Origin of the sequence: Parasphingomonas frigoris (assembly GCF_036663815.1) — a bacterium.
Taxonomy (GTDB): domain Bacteria; phylum Pseudomonadota; class Alphaproteobacteria; order Sphingomonadales; family Sphingomonadaceae; genus Sphingomonas.
The window spans coordinates 163,001-177,623 of record NZ_JAXOJQ010000003.1 but is presented as its reverse complement, the minus strand read 5'-3'; the positions used below and the strand labels follow the sequence as shown (position 1 = coordinate 177,623).

Sequence of the window (14,623 nt, the reverse complement as noted above, 5' to 3'; positions counted from 1 at the left end):
GGTCGCCTGCGCACAGGCGTAGCTTTCCGGGATGCGTTGCCAGCTGTCGGCAACCGGGCCAAAGCCATCGCATGATCCTGGAATGCACCGAGTGCCACACGCGTTACCTCGTCCCCGATACCGCAATCGGGGTAGACGGCCGGACCGTGCGCTGCGCCAGTTGCAAGCATAGCTGGTTCCAAGACGGTATCCCCGCGCTCGACCTGGTCGCCCGCGCCGAAGCGGCCTCGCCCATCGCCCATCCGGCCGAGGCCCCGCAGGCAGCTCCCGTAGCCGCGGTCGATACAGCAGCGCCGTCGAACGACACCACCCGGTTCTCCAGCCCAGCAGCCGAGACCGCCCATTCCGACTATGACGCCTTCGCCCACCAACCGCCCTTCCGCGCACGGCGCAATCCGGCGCGACGCGCGACGCTGGCGGCGCTCGTCGCTGGCGGGTTGATGCTCGCCGCAGTTGCCGGCATCCTTTATACCGGCGCCCCCGGCATCGCGAGCGATCTGTTCCGCCCGGCCGCAGGCACCCCGCTCAAGATCGTCAGCAAGCCGATCGACCAGCATGTGTTCAACGGCAACGAGATCTTTGCGGTCAGCGGCACCGTGCTCAACCCGACCGACTCGCCGCAGCCGATCCCCGACATTCGCGCCGACCTGCGCGATGCGCAGCGCCGCATCGTGTTCAGCTGGATAATCCGGCCCGAGGCGACGATGCTGCCGCCCAAAGGCTCGATCGAGTTCAATAGCGCCAAGCTCGACGTTCCCGTCAACGCCAAGGAACTGGTGCTCAGCTTTTCCGGCGAAGCCGCACACTGACCAGCGCGAATCGCCCGCCGTGGAGCAAGGTCGCGGCGAGCATCCCAAGCCCCGAGGCATAGACTAGACCGATTGGTCCGGCGCCACTGTGCACCAGCCACCACCCCGCGCCACCGGTCACGACGAAAAACGCAAGAATGCTGTTCACACCCGCGGCGATCTGGTCGCCGAGCGAGCGCAGCGCATAGACGATCACCACCTGCACCCCGTCGAACAGGATGAACGGCGCCCATACCGGGAGCATCGCCAACGCCACCGCATGGACGCCGACCGCCGCCGGGAACAGGCCGACGATCGACCCGCGCGCCAGCACGATCAGCAGCGCCAGCGCAGCGGTCGCGAGCGCCGCCAGCCCAGCCGCGATCAGCACGCGCGGGATCGCCGCGACCGGGCGCCCCTCGCCCACCGCGTTGCCGGCGCGCACGCCCGCCGCCGACCCCAGGCCGAGCGCGACACCGAACACGACGTTGTGGACCGCAAAGACGATCTGGAAGGCGTGCGCGGTGACCGCGCCGAAATCAGTCGACAGCGCGATCAGGATCGAAAAGCCCGCCAGCTCGAGCCCCGACGCGATCGCCGGGACGATGCCGAAGCGCGCGAGATGCGCCGCGGCCGGGATCGCGGCGCGCCACGCCGCCCGCGACAGGTCGCGCACGCCGCGCTCGACCGCGCGCGGCGTCGTCCACGCCGCCGCCAGCATCGCCATCGCGCCGAGCAGCGACGCCACCGCAGTCGCCACCGCCGCGCCGACCGCACCCAGCGCCGGGAATCCCAAATGCCCGCCCGACCAGGCCCAGGCGAGCACGGCGTTGAGCGGCAGCATCCCCAGATTGACCACCATCACGCGGCGCGGCCGTGCGATCCCTTCGAGAAAGAAGCTCGCCGCGATGATGACGAGCTGCGGCGGATAGGCCAGCGCCATCACGCGCACGACGCGCGCCGCCGGCACCACCAGGCCCGGCGCGACGCCGATCGCGCCGAGCAGCGCCTCGGCGAACAGCGCGAAGCCGAGCGCAGCAAGCAAGCCGAGCAGAATCGCCCACAGCAGCCCCGCCCGAAGTGTCGCGCCGGTCGCACGCAGATCCTTCGCGCCATCGGCCCGCGCGGTAAAAACTAGCGTTCCCGACAGCCACGCCAGCCCGGCAACGATCGTCACGAAGGTCAGCGCGCGACTCGCCCCAAGCGCTGCAACCTGGTCGGTTCCGGTCAGCCCGACCACGACGATGTCGGTCACGCTGAGGATCGTCCAGTTGAGGCTGGTCAACATCACCGGCCACGCCAACGCCAGAATCTGGCGGGTTTCGTCGGCGATCGGAGAGGGCGCGCGGGGCATGCCGGCTCGCTACGCGCATCATCGCGATTGCGATAGGCGTTGCACTCCCCGAATCCCTTTGCTAGGGGCGCTCGCCTACCAGCTGCCGGGTCCGCCCGGCGATGTTACGTGCGGCCGTGGCGGAACTGGTAGACGCGCAACGTTGAGGTCGTTGTGGGCGAAAGCCCGTGGAAGTTCGAGTCTTCTCGGCCGCACCACTTTTTCTGGAAATCGACGCCACGCACGGGTCTCCGTGCCGTGGCGATCGAATTGCCCACGCAGATTGGGAATCTCCAGAGCTTTGCGGATCGTCCGCGTGCGCGTAGCGTTGTGCTCGAACCGGACGTACCGCCGGCCTTCGCGAAAGCCTCGATTGCCTAACACCGCCCATATCACCGCGATCGGCACTGCCGTTCCGGACCACGACATTCACGCGGCTTTCATCAGCTGGGCGCGCGCACGCTTGCCCGACGAACGCTCCGCCAAAATCTTCGATCGCATGGCCGGACGCGCCGGTATCGGACATCGCTGGTCGGTTCTGCCGGTCGGCAGCGACGGCGGATCGCCGGTCGATGCCGGCGGCTTCTATGCGCGCGACCTCCTGCCCGGCACCGCCGAGCGGATGCGGCTCTACGCGCAGGCCGCTCCCGAACTGAGCCTTGCCGCGATCGACGCGCTCGGCGCGCAGGTTACGCTCGACCGAATCACGCACCTCGTCGTCGCGAGTTGCACCGGCTTCGTCGCTCCCGGGATCGACCAGATCGTCGCTGCGCGACTCGGGCTCGATCCCTCGGTCGAGCGCCTGCTCGTCGGCTTCATGGGTTGCTATGCCGCGGTCGCCGCGCTGCGCAGCGCGCGCCACATCGTCCGATCCGACCCGGACGCACGCGTCCTTGTCCTGTGCGTCGAGCTGTCGACGCTCCACCTGCAGGACAATCCCGCGCTCGAGCCGCTGCTCGCCATGCTGCAATTCGGCGACGGCGCGGCGGCCGCTTTGGTCACTGCCGACCCGCACGGGCTAGCGCTCGGCCAGCCCTTCGCCACTACCCTGCCCGATTCGGCAGCGCTGATTCGCTGGGACATCACCGATAGCGGCTTTGCGATGCATCTGTCGGGCGAAGTCCCCGGGCGCATCGCCGCCGGACTGTCCGATCCGGCGTTTGCCGCATCCGCCACCGGGGGGCGTGCGCCCGACCAGATCGATGGCTGGGCGGTGCATGCCGGCGGTCGATCGATCCTCGATGCGGTCGAGACCAGCCTCGCGCTCCCCTCCGATGCGCTCCTGGCGTCACGGAGGGTGCTTGCCGACTATGGCAACATGTCGTCGGCCACCCTGATGTTCGTCCTCGCGCGCTTGCTCGCCGGTCCCCCGATTCGCGAGGGCGTCGCGCTCGCCTTCGGGCCGGGTCTTGCCGCCGAGGGTTTCGGCTTCCGGAGCGTGGCATGATGCTCGAACACCGCGCGATCGCCGAGGAGCTGATGGACGCCGACGATCTGGCGCCTGAGACCTATGCCGCGGTCGTCGGCGATCTCGCCAAGGTCAACGCCATCACCATGGCGGCGCGACCCACCCTCGATTTTCTCCGCCGCGCGACCATGGGAATGCGGCGCTTCAAGCTGCTCGACGTCGGGTTCGGCGATGGCGACATGCTCCGGCGGATCGCGCACTGGGCCGCGCATAGCGGGATCGAGGCCGATCTCGTCGGGATCGACCTCAACCCACGCAGCGCGCTCGCGGCGACCGCGCATACCCCCCCCGGCCTGCCGATTCGCTATATCACCGGCGACTATGCCGATCATGCTGGCGACGGCTGGGATTTCGTCGTCTCGAGCCTCGTCGCGCACCACATGACGCACGACCAGCTCGTCGGCTTCCTGCGCTTCATGCACGCCGAGAGCCGGCGCGGCTGGCTGGTCAACGATCTCCATCGCCACGGTTTCGCCTATCGCGGCTTCCCGCTGCTCGCCACGCTTGCGCGATGGCATCCGATCGTGCGGCACGACGGAACGCTGTCGATCGCGCGCTCCTATCGCCCCGCCGAATGGCCGCCGATCCTCGCCGAAGCCGCTGTCCCCGCGCGCATCTACCGCGCCTTCCCGTTCCGGTTATGCGTCGAAGCGCTGCGCTGATCGTCGGCGGCGGGCCGGCCGGCGCCAGCGCCGCGATCGTGCTCGCGCGCGCCGGCGCACCGCATCTGCTGGTCGAGCGCAGCCGCGAGACCGGAGACGCAATCTGCGGCGGCTTTCTCAGCTGGCGCACGCTCGAGTCGCTCGGGCGACTCGGCATCGCCCCCGAAGCGCTCGGCCCGGCGCGCGTGACGACGGTCCGCATCCTCGCGGGCGAGCACGTCGTCGAGGCACGCCTGCCGCGCCCGGCACATGGCGTCTCACGCCACCTGCTCGACACCGTGCTGCTCGAACGCGCGATCGCGGCCGGCGCCGCGGTCGAGCGCGGTGTCACGGTGCGCAGCCTCGACGGACTCATCGCGCGGCTCGACGACGGTGCCGCGCTATCGGGCGAAACGCTCTTCCTCGCCAGCGGCAAGCATGACGTGCGCGGCGCCGCGCGACCACCGGAGGCGCGCGGCGAAGATCCGGTGCTCGGCCTGCGGATCCGGCTCGCATCGACGCCGGGTCTCGATCGCCTGATCGGCGACACGATCGAATTGCATCTGTTCGACCGCGGCTATGTCGGGATCGTCCGGCAGGAGGATGGCAGCGCCAACGCCTGCATGGCGGTGCATCGCTCGGCGCTGGTCGCGGCGGGCAGCCCGGCGGCGTTGCTCGACCAGCTTGGGCGCGACCACCCTCACCTCGGCGACCGCTTCGCCTATCGCACCGGCAGCGAGCCGATCGATGCGATCGCCAACGTGCCCTATGGCTGGCGCGCGACGCTCGGCACGGCCGGGCTGTTCCGGCTCGGCGACCAGGCAGGTGTCATCCCGTCGCTCGCCGGTGAGGGGATGGGAATCGCGATCGCCAGTGGCATTCGCGCGGGCCACGCTTATCTAGGGGGTGGTGGCGCCGCGGCGCCGCGCTTCCAGAAGGATTTTGCCCGCGCCGCTGCCCGCCCGATTCGCCTCGCCGGCCTCGTCCGCGACGCCGCCGAACGGCCCGCCTTGACCACCCTCGCAGTGCCGCTGCTCGGCCGACTGCCACGACTGATCGACATTATCGCCTCGCTCACGCGGATCGGCCATTCGCCGCTTGACCGCGCGGCTCGCTAACAGGAAAATATCGCCATGGATCATATCACCCTGTCCGAGACCGAATGGCGCAAGAAATTGGGCCCCGAGGCGTATCACGTCCTGCGCGAGGCAGGCACCGAGCGCGCCTTTACCGGGCGTTACGACAACAACAAGGCCGACGGCATCTATCGCTGCGGCGGCTGCGCGTTGCCGCTGTTCGATTCGGCCGACAAATATGATTCGGGGTCGGGCTGGCCGAGCTTCACCCAGCCGATCTCGCCCGACCATGTCGTCGAGCATACCGATCGCAGCCACGGCATGACGCGCACCGAAGCGCGCTGTGCGCGGTGCGACGGCCATCTCGGCCATGTCTTCCCCGATGGGCCGCCGCCGACCGGCCTGCGCTATTGCATGAATTCGCTCAGCCTCGATTTCCGCGCCCGGGAGAGCATCGGCAGCGACGAGGCGAAGGACTGAGCGAGCCGATGGCTTGTCGGCGTGACCGGCACGGCCTAACGCTTGGCGCAGCTTCATGGCCCGCTCCTCCACTTCCTCATCGCGATCGAAACGCGCGCCGGCCTGGCGCCGCTGGACCGTCTTCGGGCTGCAGATTGGTGCGGGGCTCGCCGTGCTTGCCGCGCTCGTACTGGTCGTCACCGTTTACGTCTCGAAAGGGCAATTGCCGAGCTTCGACGAGCTGAAATCGTCGCCCAACGGGCAGATGATCCGCGTCCATGCCGCCGACGGCACGGTGATCGTATCGATGGGGCCGAGCTACGGCGAATGGCTTCCCTATGATCGCATCCCCCCCGTGATGCGCGACGCGATGGTGTCGGTCGAAGATCGCCGTTTCCGCTCGCATCTTGGCGTCGATCCGGTCGGGATGGTGCGTTCCGTGCAGGTCCGGTTCGAACGCGGCCACTGGACGCAGGGCGGCTCGACCATCACGCAGCAGCTGGCGCGGAACATCTTCCTCAATTCGAACAAGAAGTTCGGCCGGAAGATTCGCGAGGCGATCCTCGCGCTCGCGCTCGAGCGCAAGTTCAGCAAAGACGAGGTGCTCGAACTCTACCTCAACAAGGTCTATTTCGGCGGCGGCGCCTACGGCATCGACGCGGCGTCGCGCAAATTCTTCGGCCATGGCGCCGACCATCTCAGTCTGGCCGAGGCGGCGGTGATCGCAGGCCTGGTCAAGGCACCCTCCAATTACTCGCCGACCGCCGACATCGATGCCGCGCGCGGTCGCGCTGGCGTCGTGCTCAAGCTGATGCAGGAAACCGGCGCGATCTCGCCGAGCGAGGCCGCCGCCGCACAGATCGATGCGATTGCCTTCGTACCGGAAGCGCGGCAAAACAGCGTGCGCTACTTCACCGATTGGGCGTTGCCACAGCTCGAAATGCTGATCGACGAGACCCAGCGTCCGCTCGAGGTGTGGACCACGCTCGACCTCAAGATGCAGCGCGCTGCCGACGCCGCGATCCAGCAAAACGCTCCGCCCGGCGCGCAAGGGGCGCTCGTCGCGATCGATCGCGACGGTGCCGTCCGCGCGATGGTCGGCGGGACCGATTATGTCAGCTCGATCTACAACCGCGCGACGCAGGCGGTCCGCCAGCCCGGCTCGGCGTTCAAGCTGTTCGTCTACCTCGCCGCGCTCGAGGCCGGGCACAGGCCCGAGGATTCGATCGTCGACGAACCTGTTACGATCGACGGGTGGAGCCCGCGCAACGATTCACGCCGCAACAGCGGGGCGGTCAGCCTGCGGACTGCGTTTGCCTATTCGATCAACACCGTCGCGGCCAAGCTCGGCCAGGAAGTCGGCTTTGCGACCGTCGCCGACATGGCGCGGCGCTTCGGCATCACCACCCCGGTCAACACCCACCCCTCGATGGTGCTGGGCAGTTCCGAGGTCCGCCTGATCGACATGACGCGCGCCTTCGCCAGCGTCGGCAACAAGGGCGTCGCGGTCACGCCTTACGGCATCACCAAGGTCACCGCGTCGGGCGAGACGATCTACGCGCAGTCGGTCGATACCAGCCACGTCCTCGTCGCGCCCTATGTCGCGGCCGAGATGACCGACCTGCTGCAGACCGCGGTCAACACCGGCACCGGCAAGGCCGCGCAGATCGGGCGACCGGTCGCGGGCAAGACCGGCACCACCACGTCGAGCAAGGATGGCTGGTTCCTCGGCTTCTCGAGCGGCCTCACCACCGGCGTGTGGATGGGCCGCGACGACGCCAAGCCGATCGCAGGACTGCACGGCGGCACCGCCCCGGCGCGCGCCTTTGCCGCCTTCATGAAGCCGGCGGTCGCCAACCGCCCGGTCGAGCAGTTCGACACCAAGGTCACGCTCCCCGAATTCCAGCTCGAGCCCGACCAGGAATCCTATTTCGGCGAGGCCGATAACGGCCTGTTCGTCGACGAGAATGGCGTTCCGGTGGACACGGTCCGCGCGCCCGCGCCGGGCCAGCAAGTCGATGCCGACGGCAACCCGATCGAGCAGCGCGCCCCCGACCAGCGCACGCCCGACCCGCGCGTCGCGCGCGGCGCCGACCAGCAGCAGGACCGCCCCGACGACGGGCAGCGGCTCGACCAGGGCTGGCTCGACCATGTGCTCGGTCGCGACGCGCCGCGCCCGGCGCCGACCCCGACGCGCGTGCCGCGCGATCGGTCAGCCTATCCGCCGCCGCCCGACCGCGGCGACGAGCGTCAGGATTCGCGCCCGAACCAGTGAAGCGCCGCGCCGTTGACGCGCAGCCAGCGGCGCGATTCATCGGGGTCGCGCTCGTCGAGCAGGTCGACGATGCGCCAGAACTGCGCACTGTGATTCATGTGCAGCCGATGCGCGACTTCATGCGCGACGGTCGACCGCCGCACGAACGCCGGCATCAGGATCAGCCGCCAGCTGTAGCGGACCGTCCCCGAACTGGCGCAGCTCCCCCAGCGCGTCTTGGGATCGCCGATCGCGACCTTTGTCACCCCGACACCAGCGCGTCCGGCAAACTCCGCCGTCTCGTCGCTCAGCACCTTCAGCGCCTCGCGCTTCAACCAGCTGGTGATCCGCCGCGACAGGCCGTCGCGCGTGCCGCCGCAGCGCAGCAGTGTTCCCTCGCGCTTCACTGTGCGCGGCGCCGTCTCGTCCCACGCGATCGTCAGCACATCATCGCCGAACGGGATCTCGGCACCGGGGGCGAACGGCATCGCCTGCGGCAGCCGCGCATGCTGCTCGGCGATCCACGCCGCCTTGCCCTCGGCCCAGGCCAGCGCCTTCTTCAGCGGCGCGCGCGTCGGCAGCACCAGCCGGACCCGCCCGGTCGCGCTGTCGACCGAGAGCCGCGCGCGCCGCGCCCGCGCGTTACGGACGATTTCGATCGGCGGGGTCACCGCTGCCGGCTCACAATTCGCGGTCGACCAGATGATATTCGAGCTCGCCGGCGTCATCCTCGGAGATCGTCCAGCCGCGCACCGACTGGCCCGCGCGGTGGACCGACTCGCGATCGCCCGACACCAGATAGTGCCACTCGTGGAGCGGTTCGTTCGCCGCGCGCAGCCGATAGGCGCAGGTCGCCGGCAACCAGTCGATCGCGCGGACATTGTCGCGGCTCAGCCGCACGCACTCGCTGACATAGGCATGGCGGTGCTTGTAGTTCGAACATTGCGCGGTCGCGCGATCGAGCAGGCGGCACGACACGTTGGTCGGCAGCAACTCGCCCGTCTCCTCATCCTCGAGCTTGTGGACGCAGCATTTGCCGCAGCCGTCGCACAGCGCTTCCCACTGCCCGCGATCGAGCGTGTCGATCGGCTCTTCCCAGAATTTTCCGCTCATCGCACCCACCGATCGAGCTCGGCGGCGACATCGGCCGGCGCCTTGTCCTGCGGCAACAGCGCAACCGGCTTGCCCGCGGGATCCATCAGGAAGGCCATCCGGCCATGCGCGACGAGATAATTTCCCTCGGCATTGGGCTTCTCCGCCGCGACCATCACGCCATAGCCCTTGGCGACCGCGGCGATCGCATCGGCGGGGCCGGTCAGGCCGACCATCCGCGGATGGAACGCCGCGACATAGGGCTTGAGCACCGCCGGCGTATCGCGCTTGGGATCGACCGTGACGAAGATCGGCACGACGCTCGCCGCGCGCTTGGCATCCTTCGCTTCGAACAGCCGGAGCCCGGCGCCGATCGTCTGCAGGTCGGTCGGGCAGACATCGGGGCAGAAGGTGTAGCCGAAATACAGGATGCGATAGCGCCCGGCGAAATCGCGGTCGGTACGCGGCTTGCCGTCCTGGTCGATCAGGCGGAACGGCACGCCGATCCGCGCGCCGTCGAGCGGCGCGCGCGCGGGGGTGGCAGGGCCGCTACAGCCGATCGGGAGAGCGGCGAGCAGCAACGCGGAAAGCGTGCGGACAATCTGGTTCATGGTGTCGCCAGCCATGATCTGTTAGGCGTTTTCGCGCAAGCTTTGCGCCTCTTCCGTTCGTGTCGCACGACCCAGCCAGGACGTTTTCGATGACTTTCCGCTCCGCCTCGCTCGCCGTCTCGCTGCTCATCGCGAGCCCACTCGCCCTGATCGCCGCTCCTGCCGCTGCCCAGCTCGGCCAATCGGCGGGCTACAAATTCCTGCAGTCGGTCAAGGATGCCAAGAATGACGAGGTGATCGCCGCGCTCGAAAAGCCCGGCGTGACGCTGGTCAACACGCGCGACCAGACAAGCGGTGAGGGCGCGATCCACATCGTCGTGCGGCGCGGCGACATGCCCTACCTCGCCTATCTGCTGAGCAAGGGCGCCGACGCCAATCTGCGCGACGGCAAGGGCGAGACCGCGATGGTGCTCGCCGCGCGGATCGGACGGGGCGAGATGATCGCGGCGCTGGCCAAGGCCGGCGGCAATCCCAACCTCGCCAATGCCAGCGGCGAGACCCCGCTGATCATCGCGGTCCAGCGCCGCGACGCGACGATGGTGCGAACGCTGCTCGATCTCAAGGCGGATCCCGACCAGGCCGACCGGCTGCAGGGTTTCTCGGCGCGCGATTATGCGCACCAGGACACGCGCTCGCCCGCGATCGCGCAGCTGATCGACGCGACCCCCAAAAAGGCACGCCGCGCGGTGTCCGGGCCCAGCCTCTAGGGTAAGGTCATCGCTTCGGGGTCGGTCAGCGCGATCAGCCGCCGCCCCGCGCGTCGCCCGAAGGCGAGCGTCGCGCGCTTGCGCGTCGCGGCGGCGAGCGGAACGGTATGCGCCTCGCGCACAATCGCCGCATCGTAGCGATCGGCGACGATGATACCGGTGCGGTCCGGCAGGAAGGCCGGACCGTCGAGTGGGGTCGCATCGAAACCGGCGGGGATCGCCCAATAATAGCGATCGCAGCAGGCGAGATAGTCGGTCCATTTGCCGTCGCCGAGCAGGTCGGCGCGCGACACCTTGATCTCGACGATGATGATCTGCCCGCGCGCATCGATCGCCATCAGGTCGGCGCGGCGATTTCCGTCGAGCGGAACTTCGCCGAGCGCGACGAGATCGTGCCGCAGCAGCAGCCGCGTCGTGCCGCGCGCGACATCGGCGGCGCACAGCGGAGAGCCCGGGAAGTCGGCGCAGGCATCGATGGGGAGGTTCGGGGACGCGGAGCCGGGGAAACCGGACCCGGAAAGGCTGGAGTCGGAAGGACTGGAATCGGGGAAGGTCTGCAACATCCCCCGATCCTAGAACATTTCACGAACACGTCAATTTCGACGCGCGCCTATTACCGATAGAAAAGGTGGTTGCCGATCGCGGCGACCTGAACGCGGTGCCAGCTCGGGGCGACGCGGCGCGCGTGGAAATACATCGCGGTCGACGCCGCGCTGTCCCATGCATCGGCGAGCGCGACACGCGCGACGGCGACGGCGGTGCGATACTGCTTGGTCTGCGGGATCGCCGGGACATGGCCGCCACGAACGAACGAGAATTGGCCGGGCTGCGTCACGACCGAGCACACGCCCTTGGGGAAACGACCCGACTTCGAGCGATTGAGGATGACTTCGGCGACTGCGAGCTGGCCGTCGAGCGGCTCGCCCTTGGCCTCGAAATAGATCGCGCCGGCCATGCACTGGAGCTCTTCGCTCATCGTCTCGGGGACGGGCTGCGCGGCGACGGCAGCATCGAGCGTACCATAAGCGACGGTATCGCCGTCCTGAAGATCGCCGTCCTGAAGATCGTCGGGGGTGGTCGACGCGGTGGGTGCGGGATCAGCCGACTCGGTGGTGGCGATCGCCGGCATCATGCGGACGGTCTGGCTGGGCGAACCAGCGGGGGGAACCGAAACAGACGTCGGCTCGTTGATGGCACGATTGATTTCCTGGGCAAACCCAGGCGTTCCGAAGCCGATGAGAGCAGCGACGGTAAGGGTCAGCGTCGCGATGGATGCAACGCGGTTAGAAAACGACATGAAAACGACTAAAATGCGGTTGGTCCACGGCGAGGGCTGACCAAAAGTCGCCCGTCCGGACAGCCCCCCGACTGCGTAACCATCCCGGATCGCACCCGGTACAGCACAACGCCCTGAACTAAGGTGTCGGCCTATCCCCGCGCGGGGCTTCGCGGTCAACCGTCGAGGATCGTTTCTGCGGCGAATCGTTCTGCCGACGCGATGTCCAGTTCGATCACCCACAGGTCAGGGTCGCGCGCGCGACGGCGTTGCCAATAGGCGTCGCGCGCCGGAGCGCCGGCCAAATCGTCGGGTGCGTCGGTTGGCCCGGTTGCGACCAAGGCATAGGTTCCAAGCGGGCCGATCGCGCGTTCGACCATCCGTCCCGGCCCCGATCCGTCGTTGAGAATCAACAGGATAGACCCGGAATCAGGGTCGCCCTTGGCGCGCACCATGCCCATCCCGCCGGCATCGTTGACGCGCCGCAGCAGCGCCGAGACGAGCAGGCCGGTCGGCAGCAACCGCGTCATTGCGCGCGGTAGCCGGGCAATCCTGCCAGCGCGATCTGCGAGCGCATGAAGGTGCCCGTCCCGCGCGCGGCTTCCTCACCCTCGGCATCGATCAGCCGTGCCTCGGCGATGAACACGCGGCGATGGCCCGAGATCCAGCGGCCCTCGGCGACCACCGGGCCCGCGCGCAGCGGCTTGGTCAGCAACAGGTTGAACGCCGTCGTCAGCAGGAAGCGATCGGTCACCAGGCTGTTGGCGGCATAGAAGGCCGCGTCGTCGAGCATCTTGAAATAGCTCGTTCCGTGCGCCGCACCGGCGGCGTGGAACACGCGCTCGTCGATCTGGAAATGGATTCGCGCGATACCGGCTTCGGGGATTTCCAGCGTCGACTCGAACAGCCGGTTGATCGGCGCCGCGGCATAGAGCGCCTCGAGCGCGCGATAATGCGCCTGCGCGCCCGCCGGGACGGGCGCCGCCTCAGGCGGCGTCACGCGCTTGCCCCGCGGTCAGCAACGCGACCAGTGCGTCGCGCGACGCGGCGCCGCGCAGATTGGCGACGAACGCCTTGTCGCGCAGCGCGCGCGACACGCGCGCCAGCGCCTTGAGATGCGCGGCGCCGGCATCGGGCGGCGAGAGCAGCATGAAGACGATGTCGACCGGCAGGTCGTCGACCGAGGCGAAGTCGATCGGTTGCGCCAGGCGCGCGAACACCCCGCAGACATGGTCGAGACCGGGGAGCTTGCCGTGCGGCGTCGCCACGCCGTCGCCGAAGCCGGTCGATCCGAGCTTTTCGCGCGCGCCGACGACATCGGCGACTGCCGCCGGATCGAGCCCATAGGCGCTCGCCGCCGCCGCCGCGAGCTGCTGAAACAGCGCCTTGCGCGTCCCCGCGCCGACCCGCTCCAGCACGGCCTCGGGTGCCAGAATGTCATGCAAATCCGTCATATACGTCCTTGGGCCCGCCCGAAGCGGAAGCTTCGAGCGGGCCCATAGCGCCGATCGGTAACCGGCGAAAGCACGACCCTTTTGCTAGGACATCGCGCGGCTTAGGACTGGCGCTGTGGCTCGACCCAGCCGATCGTCCCGTCACCGCGGCGATAGACCATGTTGTAGGTGCCCGATCCGCTGTTGCGGAACAGCAGCGCCGCGGTGTTGCGCAGATCGAGCATCATCACCGCATCCGACACCGTCGCATCCGGGACATCGACGCGCGTTTCGGCGACGATCAGCGGGAAATCCTCGACTTCCTCCTCGGCGGTGTTCTCCTGGAACAGCGTATAGCCGGCATTGTCGGCATCGGCCGCCTGCGCCGCGGCGGCGGTGGCGCCGGCGTTGCGATCCTTGAGCCGGCGCATGTAGCGGCGCAGCTGCTTCTCGATCTTGGCGGCGGCGGCATCGAAGGCGAGATGCGCGTCGGCGGCATCGCCATGCGCCTTGAGGATCAGCCCCTGCATGACGTGTGCGACGATGTCGCTGGTGAAGCGGTTGTCGTGCGGTCCCTTGCCGAAGGTGACCTGCGCCGAGATGGCGCGCGCGAAATATTTGCTGGCGATGCCCTGGAGGCGCTCGTCGACATGGGTTCTGAGCGCCTCGCCCGTTTCGACCTGATGGCCGGAAACCCGAATATCCATGAGCATTCTCCTTAGCTGGCCGATGTCGCTTTGACGATCACCGGCGGTAGACGACGCCTGTCGGGCGCCTCGACCCCCTTAAACTCAAGACAGTGCCGGATCGCTCCCCCACAAAGGATTGACCACGGTTTTGAGAAACGCCGCATGCCGCGCCTGCTCACCCTCGGCGATCGCGAAGATCCGTGCCGGACGCACGACGGTCGGCGCCGCGATCACGCCCGGACCAGCGTCCTCGACCACCTCGCGGACCAGACCGAGCCCGATCTGGCGGCCCCCGGTCAGCTCGACATAGACCTGCGACAGCAATTGCGCGTCGAGCAGCGCGCCGTGGACGGTGCGGTGGCTGCGATCGATGCCGTAGCGGTTGCACAAGGCGTCGAGGCTGTGCTTGGCACCGGGATGCCGCATCCGCGCCATCGCGACGGTATCGACCATCCGGTCCAGCCCGACCGTCGCGCGGCCACAGCGCTGCAACTCGCCGTTGAGAAAGCCAAAATCGAAGCTCGCATTGTGCGCGACGAGCGGGCTGTCGCCGATGAAATCGAGCAAATCCTCGACGCGCTGCGCGAACAGCGGCTTGTCGGCGAGAAAGGCGTCGCTCAGCCCGTGGACGCGTTGCGCCTCGGGCGGCATCGTACGCTCGGGGTGGAAATAAGCGTGGAAGGTGCGGCCGGTCTCGACCTTGTTGACCATCTCGAGACAGCCGATCTCGACCATGCGATCGCCATCGGCAAAACTGAAGCCGGTGGTTTCGGTGTCGAAGACGATCTCGCGCATA

Annotated in this window: 18 protein-coding genes and 1 tRNA gene; 8 read left to right on the top strand and 11 right to left on the bottom strand. The window is 68.4% G+C overall.

The features are described 5' to 3' along the window. Window positions 1-71 precede the first annotated feature (71 nt). Window positions 72-809, top strand: coding sequence for an MJ0042-type zinc finger domain-containing protein (locus U1872_RS11065; RefSeq protein WP_332792960.1), 738 nt, complete (start codon window positions 72-74; stop codon window positions 807-809). Here the strand turns inward: U1872_RS11065 and U1872_RS11060 are convergent. Continuing rightward, window positions 781-2,142, bottom strand: a complete 1,362-nt coding sequence (locus U1872_RS11060) for an MATE family efflux transporter (protein ID WP_332792959.1) — start codon at window positions 2,140-2,142, stop codon at window positions 781-783. The two genes, U1872_RS11065 and U1872_RS11060, sit on opposite strands and share 29 nt — an antisense overlap. A 110-nt stretch (window positions 2,143-2,252) precedes the next feature. Between U1872_RS11060 and U1872_RS11055 the strand changes: the two genes are divergently transcribed. The 6 genes from U1872_RS11055 to U1872_RS11030 all read left to right on the top strand — a co-directional run bounded on the left by U1872_RS11055 (window position 2,253) and on the right by U1872_RS11030 (window position 8,040). After that, a tRNA-Leu gene (locus U1872_RS11055) sits at window positions 2,253-2,339 on the top strand. Between the two features lie 155 nt (window positions 2,340-2,494). After that, window positions 2,495-3,568: a type III polyketide synthase gene (locus U1872_RS11050; RefSeq protein WP_332792958.1), complete on the top strand. Its 1,074-nt coding sequence runs from the start codon at window positions 2,495-2,497 to the stop codon at window positions 3,566-3,568. Beyond that, on the top strand, window positions 3,565-4,251 hold the full coding sequence (locus tag U1872_RS11045; protein ID WP_332792957.1) for a methyltransferase domain-containing protein: 687 nt from the start codon (window positions 3,565-3,567) through the stop codon (window positions 4,249-4,251). Before U1872_RS11050 ends, U1872_RS11045 begins: the two co-directional genes overlap by 4 nt. Then, window positions 4,230-5,348, top strand: a complete 1,119-nt coding sequence (locus U1872_RS11040) for an NAD(P)/FAD-dependent oxidoreductase (RefSeq protein ID WP_332792956.1) — start codon at window positions 4,230-4,232, stop codon at window positions 5,346-5,348. Before U1872_RS11045 ends, U1872_RS11040 begins: the two co-directional genes overlap by 22 nt. Before the next feature lie 15 nt (window positions 5,349-5,363). Beyond that, window positions 5,364-5,786, top strand: a complete 423-nt coding sequence (gene msrB, locus U1872_RS11035) for a peptide-methionine (R)-S-oxide reductase MsrB (protein ID WP_332792955.1) — start codon at window positions 5,364-5,366, stop codon at window positions 5,784-5,786. 55 nt (window positions 5,787-5,841) lie between these two features. Then, entirely contained in the window at window positions 5,842-8,040 is a 2,199-nt protein-coding gene (locus tag U1872_RS11030) for a transglycosylase domain-containing protein (RefSeq protein ID WP_332792954.1), read from the top strand. Here U1872_RS11030 and U1872_RS11025 read toward each other — a convergent pair. From U1872_RS11025 to U1872_RS11015, 3 genes are read right to left on the bottom strand one after another with little or no spacing between them, the layout of a single operon-like run. Next, window positions 8,016-8,747, bottom strand: coding sequence for a M48 family metallopeptidase (locus U1872_RS11025; RefSeq protein ID WP_443025371.1), 732 nt, complete (start codon window positions 8,745-8,747; stop codon window positions 8,016-8,018). The genes U1872_RS11030 and U1872_RS11025 overlap by 25 nt on opposite strands. Continuing rightward, window positions 8,701-9,132: a YcgN family cysteine cluster protein gene (locus U1872_RS11020; protein ID WP_332792953.1), complete on the bottom strand. Its 432-nt coding sequence runs from the start codon at window positions 9,130-9,132 to the stop codon at window positions 8,701-8,703. The genes U1872_RS11025 and U1872_RS11020 overlap by 47 nt, the downstream gene beginning before the upstream one ends. After that, window positions 9,129-9,737 (bottom strand): SCO family protein, encoded by a 609-nt coding sequence (locus tag U1872_RS11015; protein ID WP_332792952.1) that lies wholly within the window; start codon window positions 9,735-9,737, stop codon window positions 9,129-9,131. The genes U1872_RS11020 and U1872_RS11015 overlap by 4 nt, the downstream gene beginning before the upstream one ends. 74 nt (window positions 9,738-9,811) lie before the next feature. Between U1872_RS11015 and U1872_RS11010 the strand changes: the two genes are divergently transcribed. Further along, window positions 9,812-10,429 (top strand): ankyrin repeat domain-containing protein, encoded by a 618-nt coding sequence (locus tag U1872_RS11010; RefSeq protein WP_332792951.1) that lies wholly within the window; start codon window positions 9,812-9,814, stop codon window positions 10,427-10,429. On the opposite strand, the gene U1872_RS11005 is transcribed toward U1872_RS11010, so the two are convergent. The 7 genes from U1872_RS11005 to dnaQ all read right to left on the bottom strand — a co-directional run bounded on the left by U1872_RS11005 (window position 10,426) and on the right by dnaQ (window position 14,622). Then, window positions 10,426-10,992 (bottom strand): MmcB family DNA repair protein, encoded by a 567-nt coding sequence (locus U1872_RS11005; protein ID WP_332792950.1) that lies wholly within the window; start codon window positions 10,990-10,992, stop codon window positions 10,426-10,428. The genes U1872_RS11010 and U1872_RS11005 overlap by 4 nt on opposite strands. A gap of 50 nt (window positions 10,993-11,042) precedes the next feature. After that, window positions 11,043-11,561, bottom strand: a complete 519-nt coding sequence (locus tag U1872_RS11000) for a cell wall hydrolase (RefSeq protein WP_332792949.1) — start codon at window positions 11,559-11,561, stop codon at window positions 11,043-11,045. 320 nt (window positions 11,562-11,881) lie between these two features. Continuing rightward, entirely contained in the window at window positions 11,882-12,235 is a 354-nt protein-coding gene (locus U1872_RS10995) for a DUF1491 family protein (RefSeq protein ID WP_332792948.1), read from the bottom strand. Further along, window positions 12,232-12,705, bottom strand: a complete 474-nt coding sequence (locus U1872_RS10990; protein ID WP_332792947.1) for a PaaI family thioesterase — start codon at window positions 12,703-12,705, stop codon at window positions 12,232-12,234. The genes U1872_RS10995 and U1872_RS10990 overlap by 4 nt, the downstream gene beginning before the upstream one ends. Further along, window positions 12,692-13,159, bottom strand: a complete 468-nt coding sequence (locus U1872_RS10985) for a PTS sugar transporter subunit IIA (protein WP_332792946.1) — start codon at window positions 13,157-13,159, stop codon at window positions 12,692-12,694. The genes U1872_RS10990 and U1872_RS10985 overlap by 14 nt, the downstream gene beginning before the upstream one ends. 101 nt (window positions 13,160-13,260) lie before the next feature. Then, on the bottom strand, window positions 13,261-13,845 hold the full coding sequence (gene hpf / locus U1872_RS10980) for a ribosome hibernation-promoting factor, HPF/YfiA family (protein WP_332792945.1): 585 nt from the start codon (window positions 13,843-13,845) through the stop codon (window positions 13,261-13,263). An 84-nt stretch (window positions 13,846-13,929) separates the two neighbouring features. Then, the gene (dnaQ, locus tag U1872_RS10975) at window positions 13,930-14,622 is read right to left on the bottom strand and encodes a DNA polymerase III subunit epsilon (RefSeq protein ID WP_332792944.1); all 693 of its coding nucleotides are present in this window, start codon (window positions 14,620-14,622) and stop codon (window positions 13,930-13,932) included. Window position 14,623 lies beyond the last annotated feature (1 nt).

What these genes read in the sequence shown, in the direction of transcription:
- U1872_RS11065 (WP_332792960.1), top strand. Translation starts at nt 72, where the DNA reads ATGATCCTGGAATGCACCGAGTGCCACACGCGTTACCTCGTCCCCGAT.
- U1872_RS11060 (WP_332792959.1), bottom strand. Translation starts at nt 2,142, where the DNA reads ATGCCCCGCGCGCCCTCTCCGATCGCCGACGAAACCCGCCAGATTCTG.
- U1872_RS11045 (WP_332792957.1), top strand. Translation starts at nt 3,565, where the DNA reads ATGATGCTCGAACACCGCGCGATCGCCGAGGAGCTGATGGACGCCGAC.
- U1872_RS11040 (WP_332792956.1), top strand. Translation starts at nt 4,230, where the DNA reads ATGCGTCGAAGCGCTGCGCTGATCGTCGGCGGCGGGCCGGCCGGCGCC.
- msrB (WP_332792955.1), top strand. Translation starts at nt 5,364, where the DNA reads ATGGATCATATCACCCTGTCCGAGACCGAATGGCGCAAGAAATTGGGC.
- U1872_RS11030 (WP_332792954.1), top strand. Translation starts at nt 5,842, where the DNA reads ATGGCCCGCTCCTCCACTTCCTCATCGCGATCGAAACGCGCGCCGGCC.
- U1872_RS11025 (WP_443025371.1), bottom strand. Translation starts at nt 8,747, where the DNA reads ATGACGCCGGCGAGCTCGAATATCATCTGGTCGACCGCGAATTGTGAG.
- U1872_RS11020 (WP_332792953.1), bottom strand. Translation starts at nt 9,132, where the DNA reads ATGAGCGGAAAATTCTGGGAAGAGCCGATCGACACGCTCGATCGCGGG.
- U1872_RS11015 (WP_332792952.1), bottom strand. Translation starts at nt 9,737, where the DNA reads ATGGCTGGCGACACCATGAACCAGATTGTCCGCACGCTTTCCGCGTTG.
- U1872_RS11010 (WP_332792951.1), top strand. Translation starts at nt 9,812, where the DNA reads ATGACTTTCCGCTCCGCCTCGCTCGCCGTCTCGCTGCTCATCGCGAGC.
- U1872_RS11005 (WP_332792950.1), bottom strand. Translation starts at nt 10,992, where the DNA reads ATGTTGCAGACCTTCCCCGATTCCAGTCCTTCCGACTCCAGCCTTTCC.
- U1872_RS11000 (WP_332792949.1), bottom strand. Translation starts at nt 11,561, where the DNA reads ATGATGCCGGCGATCGCCACCACCGAGTCGGCTGATCCCGCACCCACC.
- U1872_RS10995 (WP_332792948.1), bottom strand. Translation starts at nt 12,235, where the DNA reads ATGACGCGGTTGCTGCCGACCGGCCTGCTCGTCTCGGCGCTGCTGCGG.
- U1872_RS10985 (WP_332792946.1), bottom strand. Translation starts at nt 13,159, where the DNA reads ATGACGGATTTGCATGACATTCTGGCACCCGAGGCCGTGCTGGAGCGG.
- hpf (WP_332792945.1), bottom strand. Translation starts at nt 13,845, where the DNA reads ATGGATATTCGGGTTTCCGGCCATCAGGTCGAAACGGGCGAGGCGCTC.
- dnaQ (WP_332792944.1), bottom strand. Translation starts at nt 14,622, where the DNA reads ATGCGCGAGATCGTCTTCGACACCGAAACCACCGGCTTCAGTTTTGCC.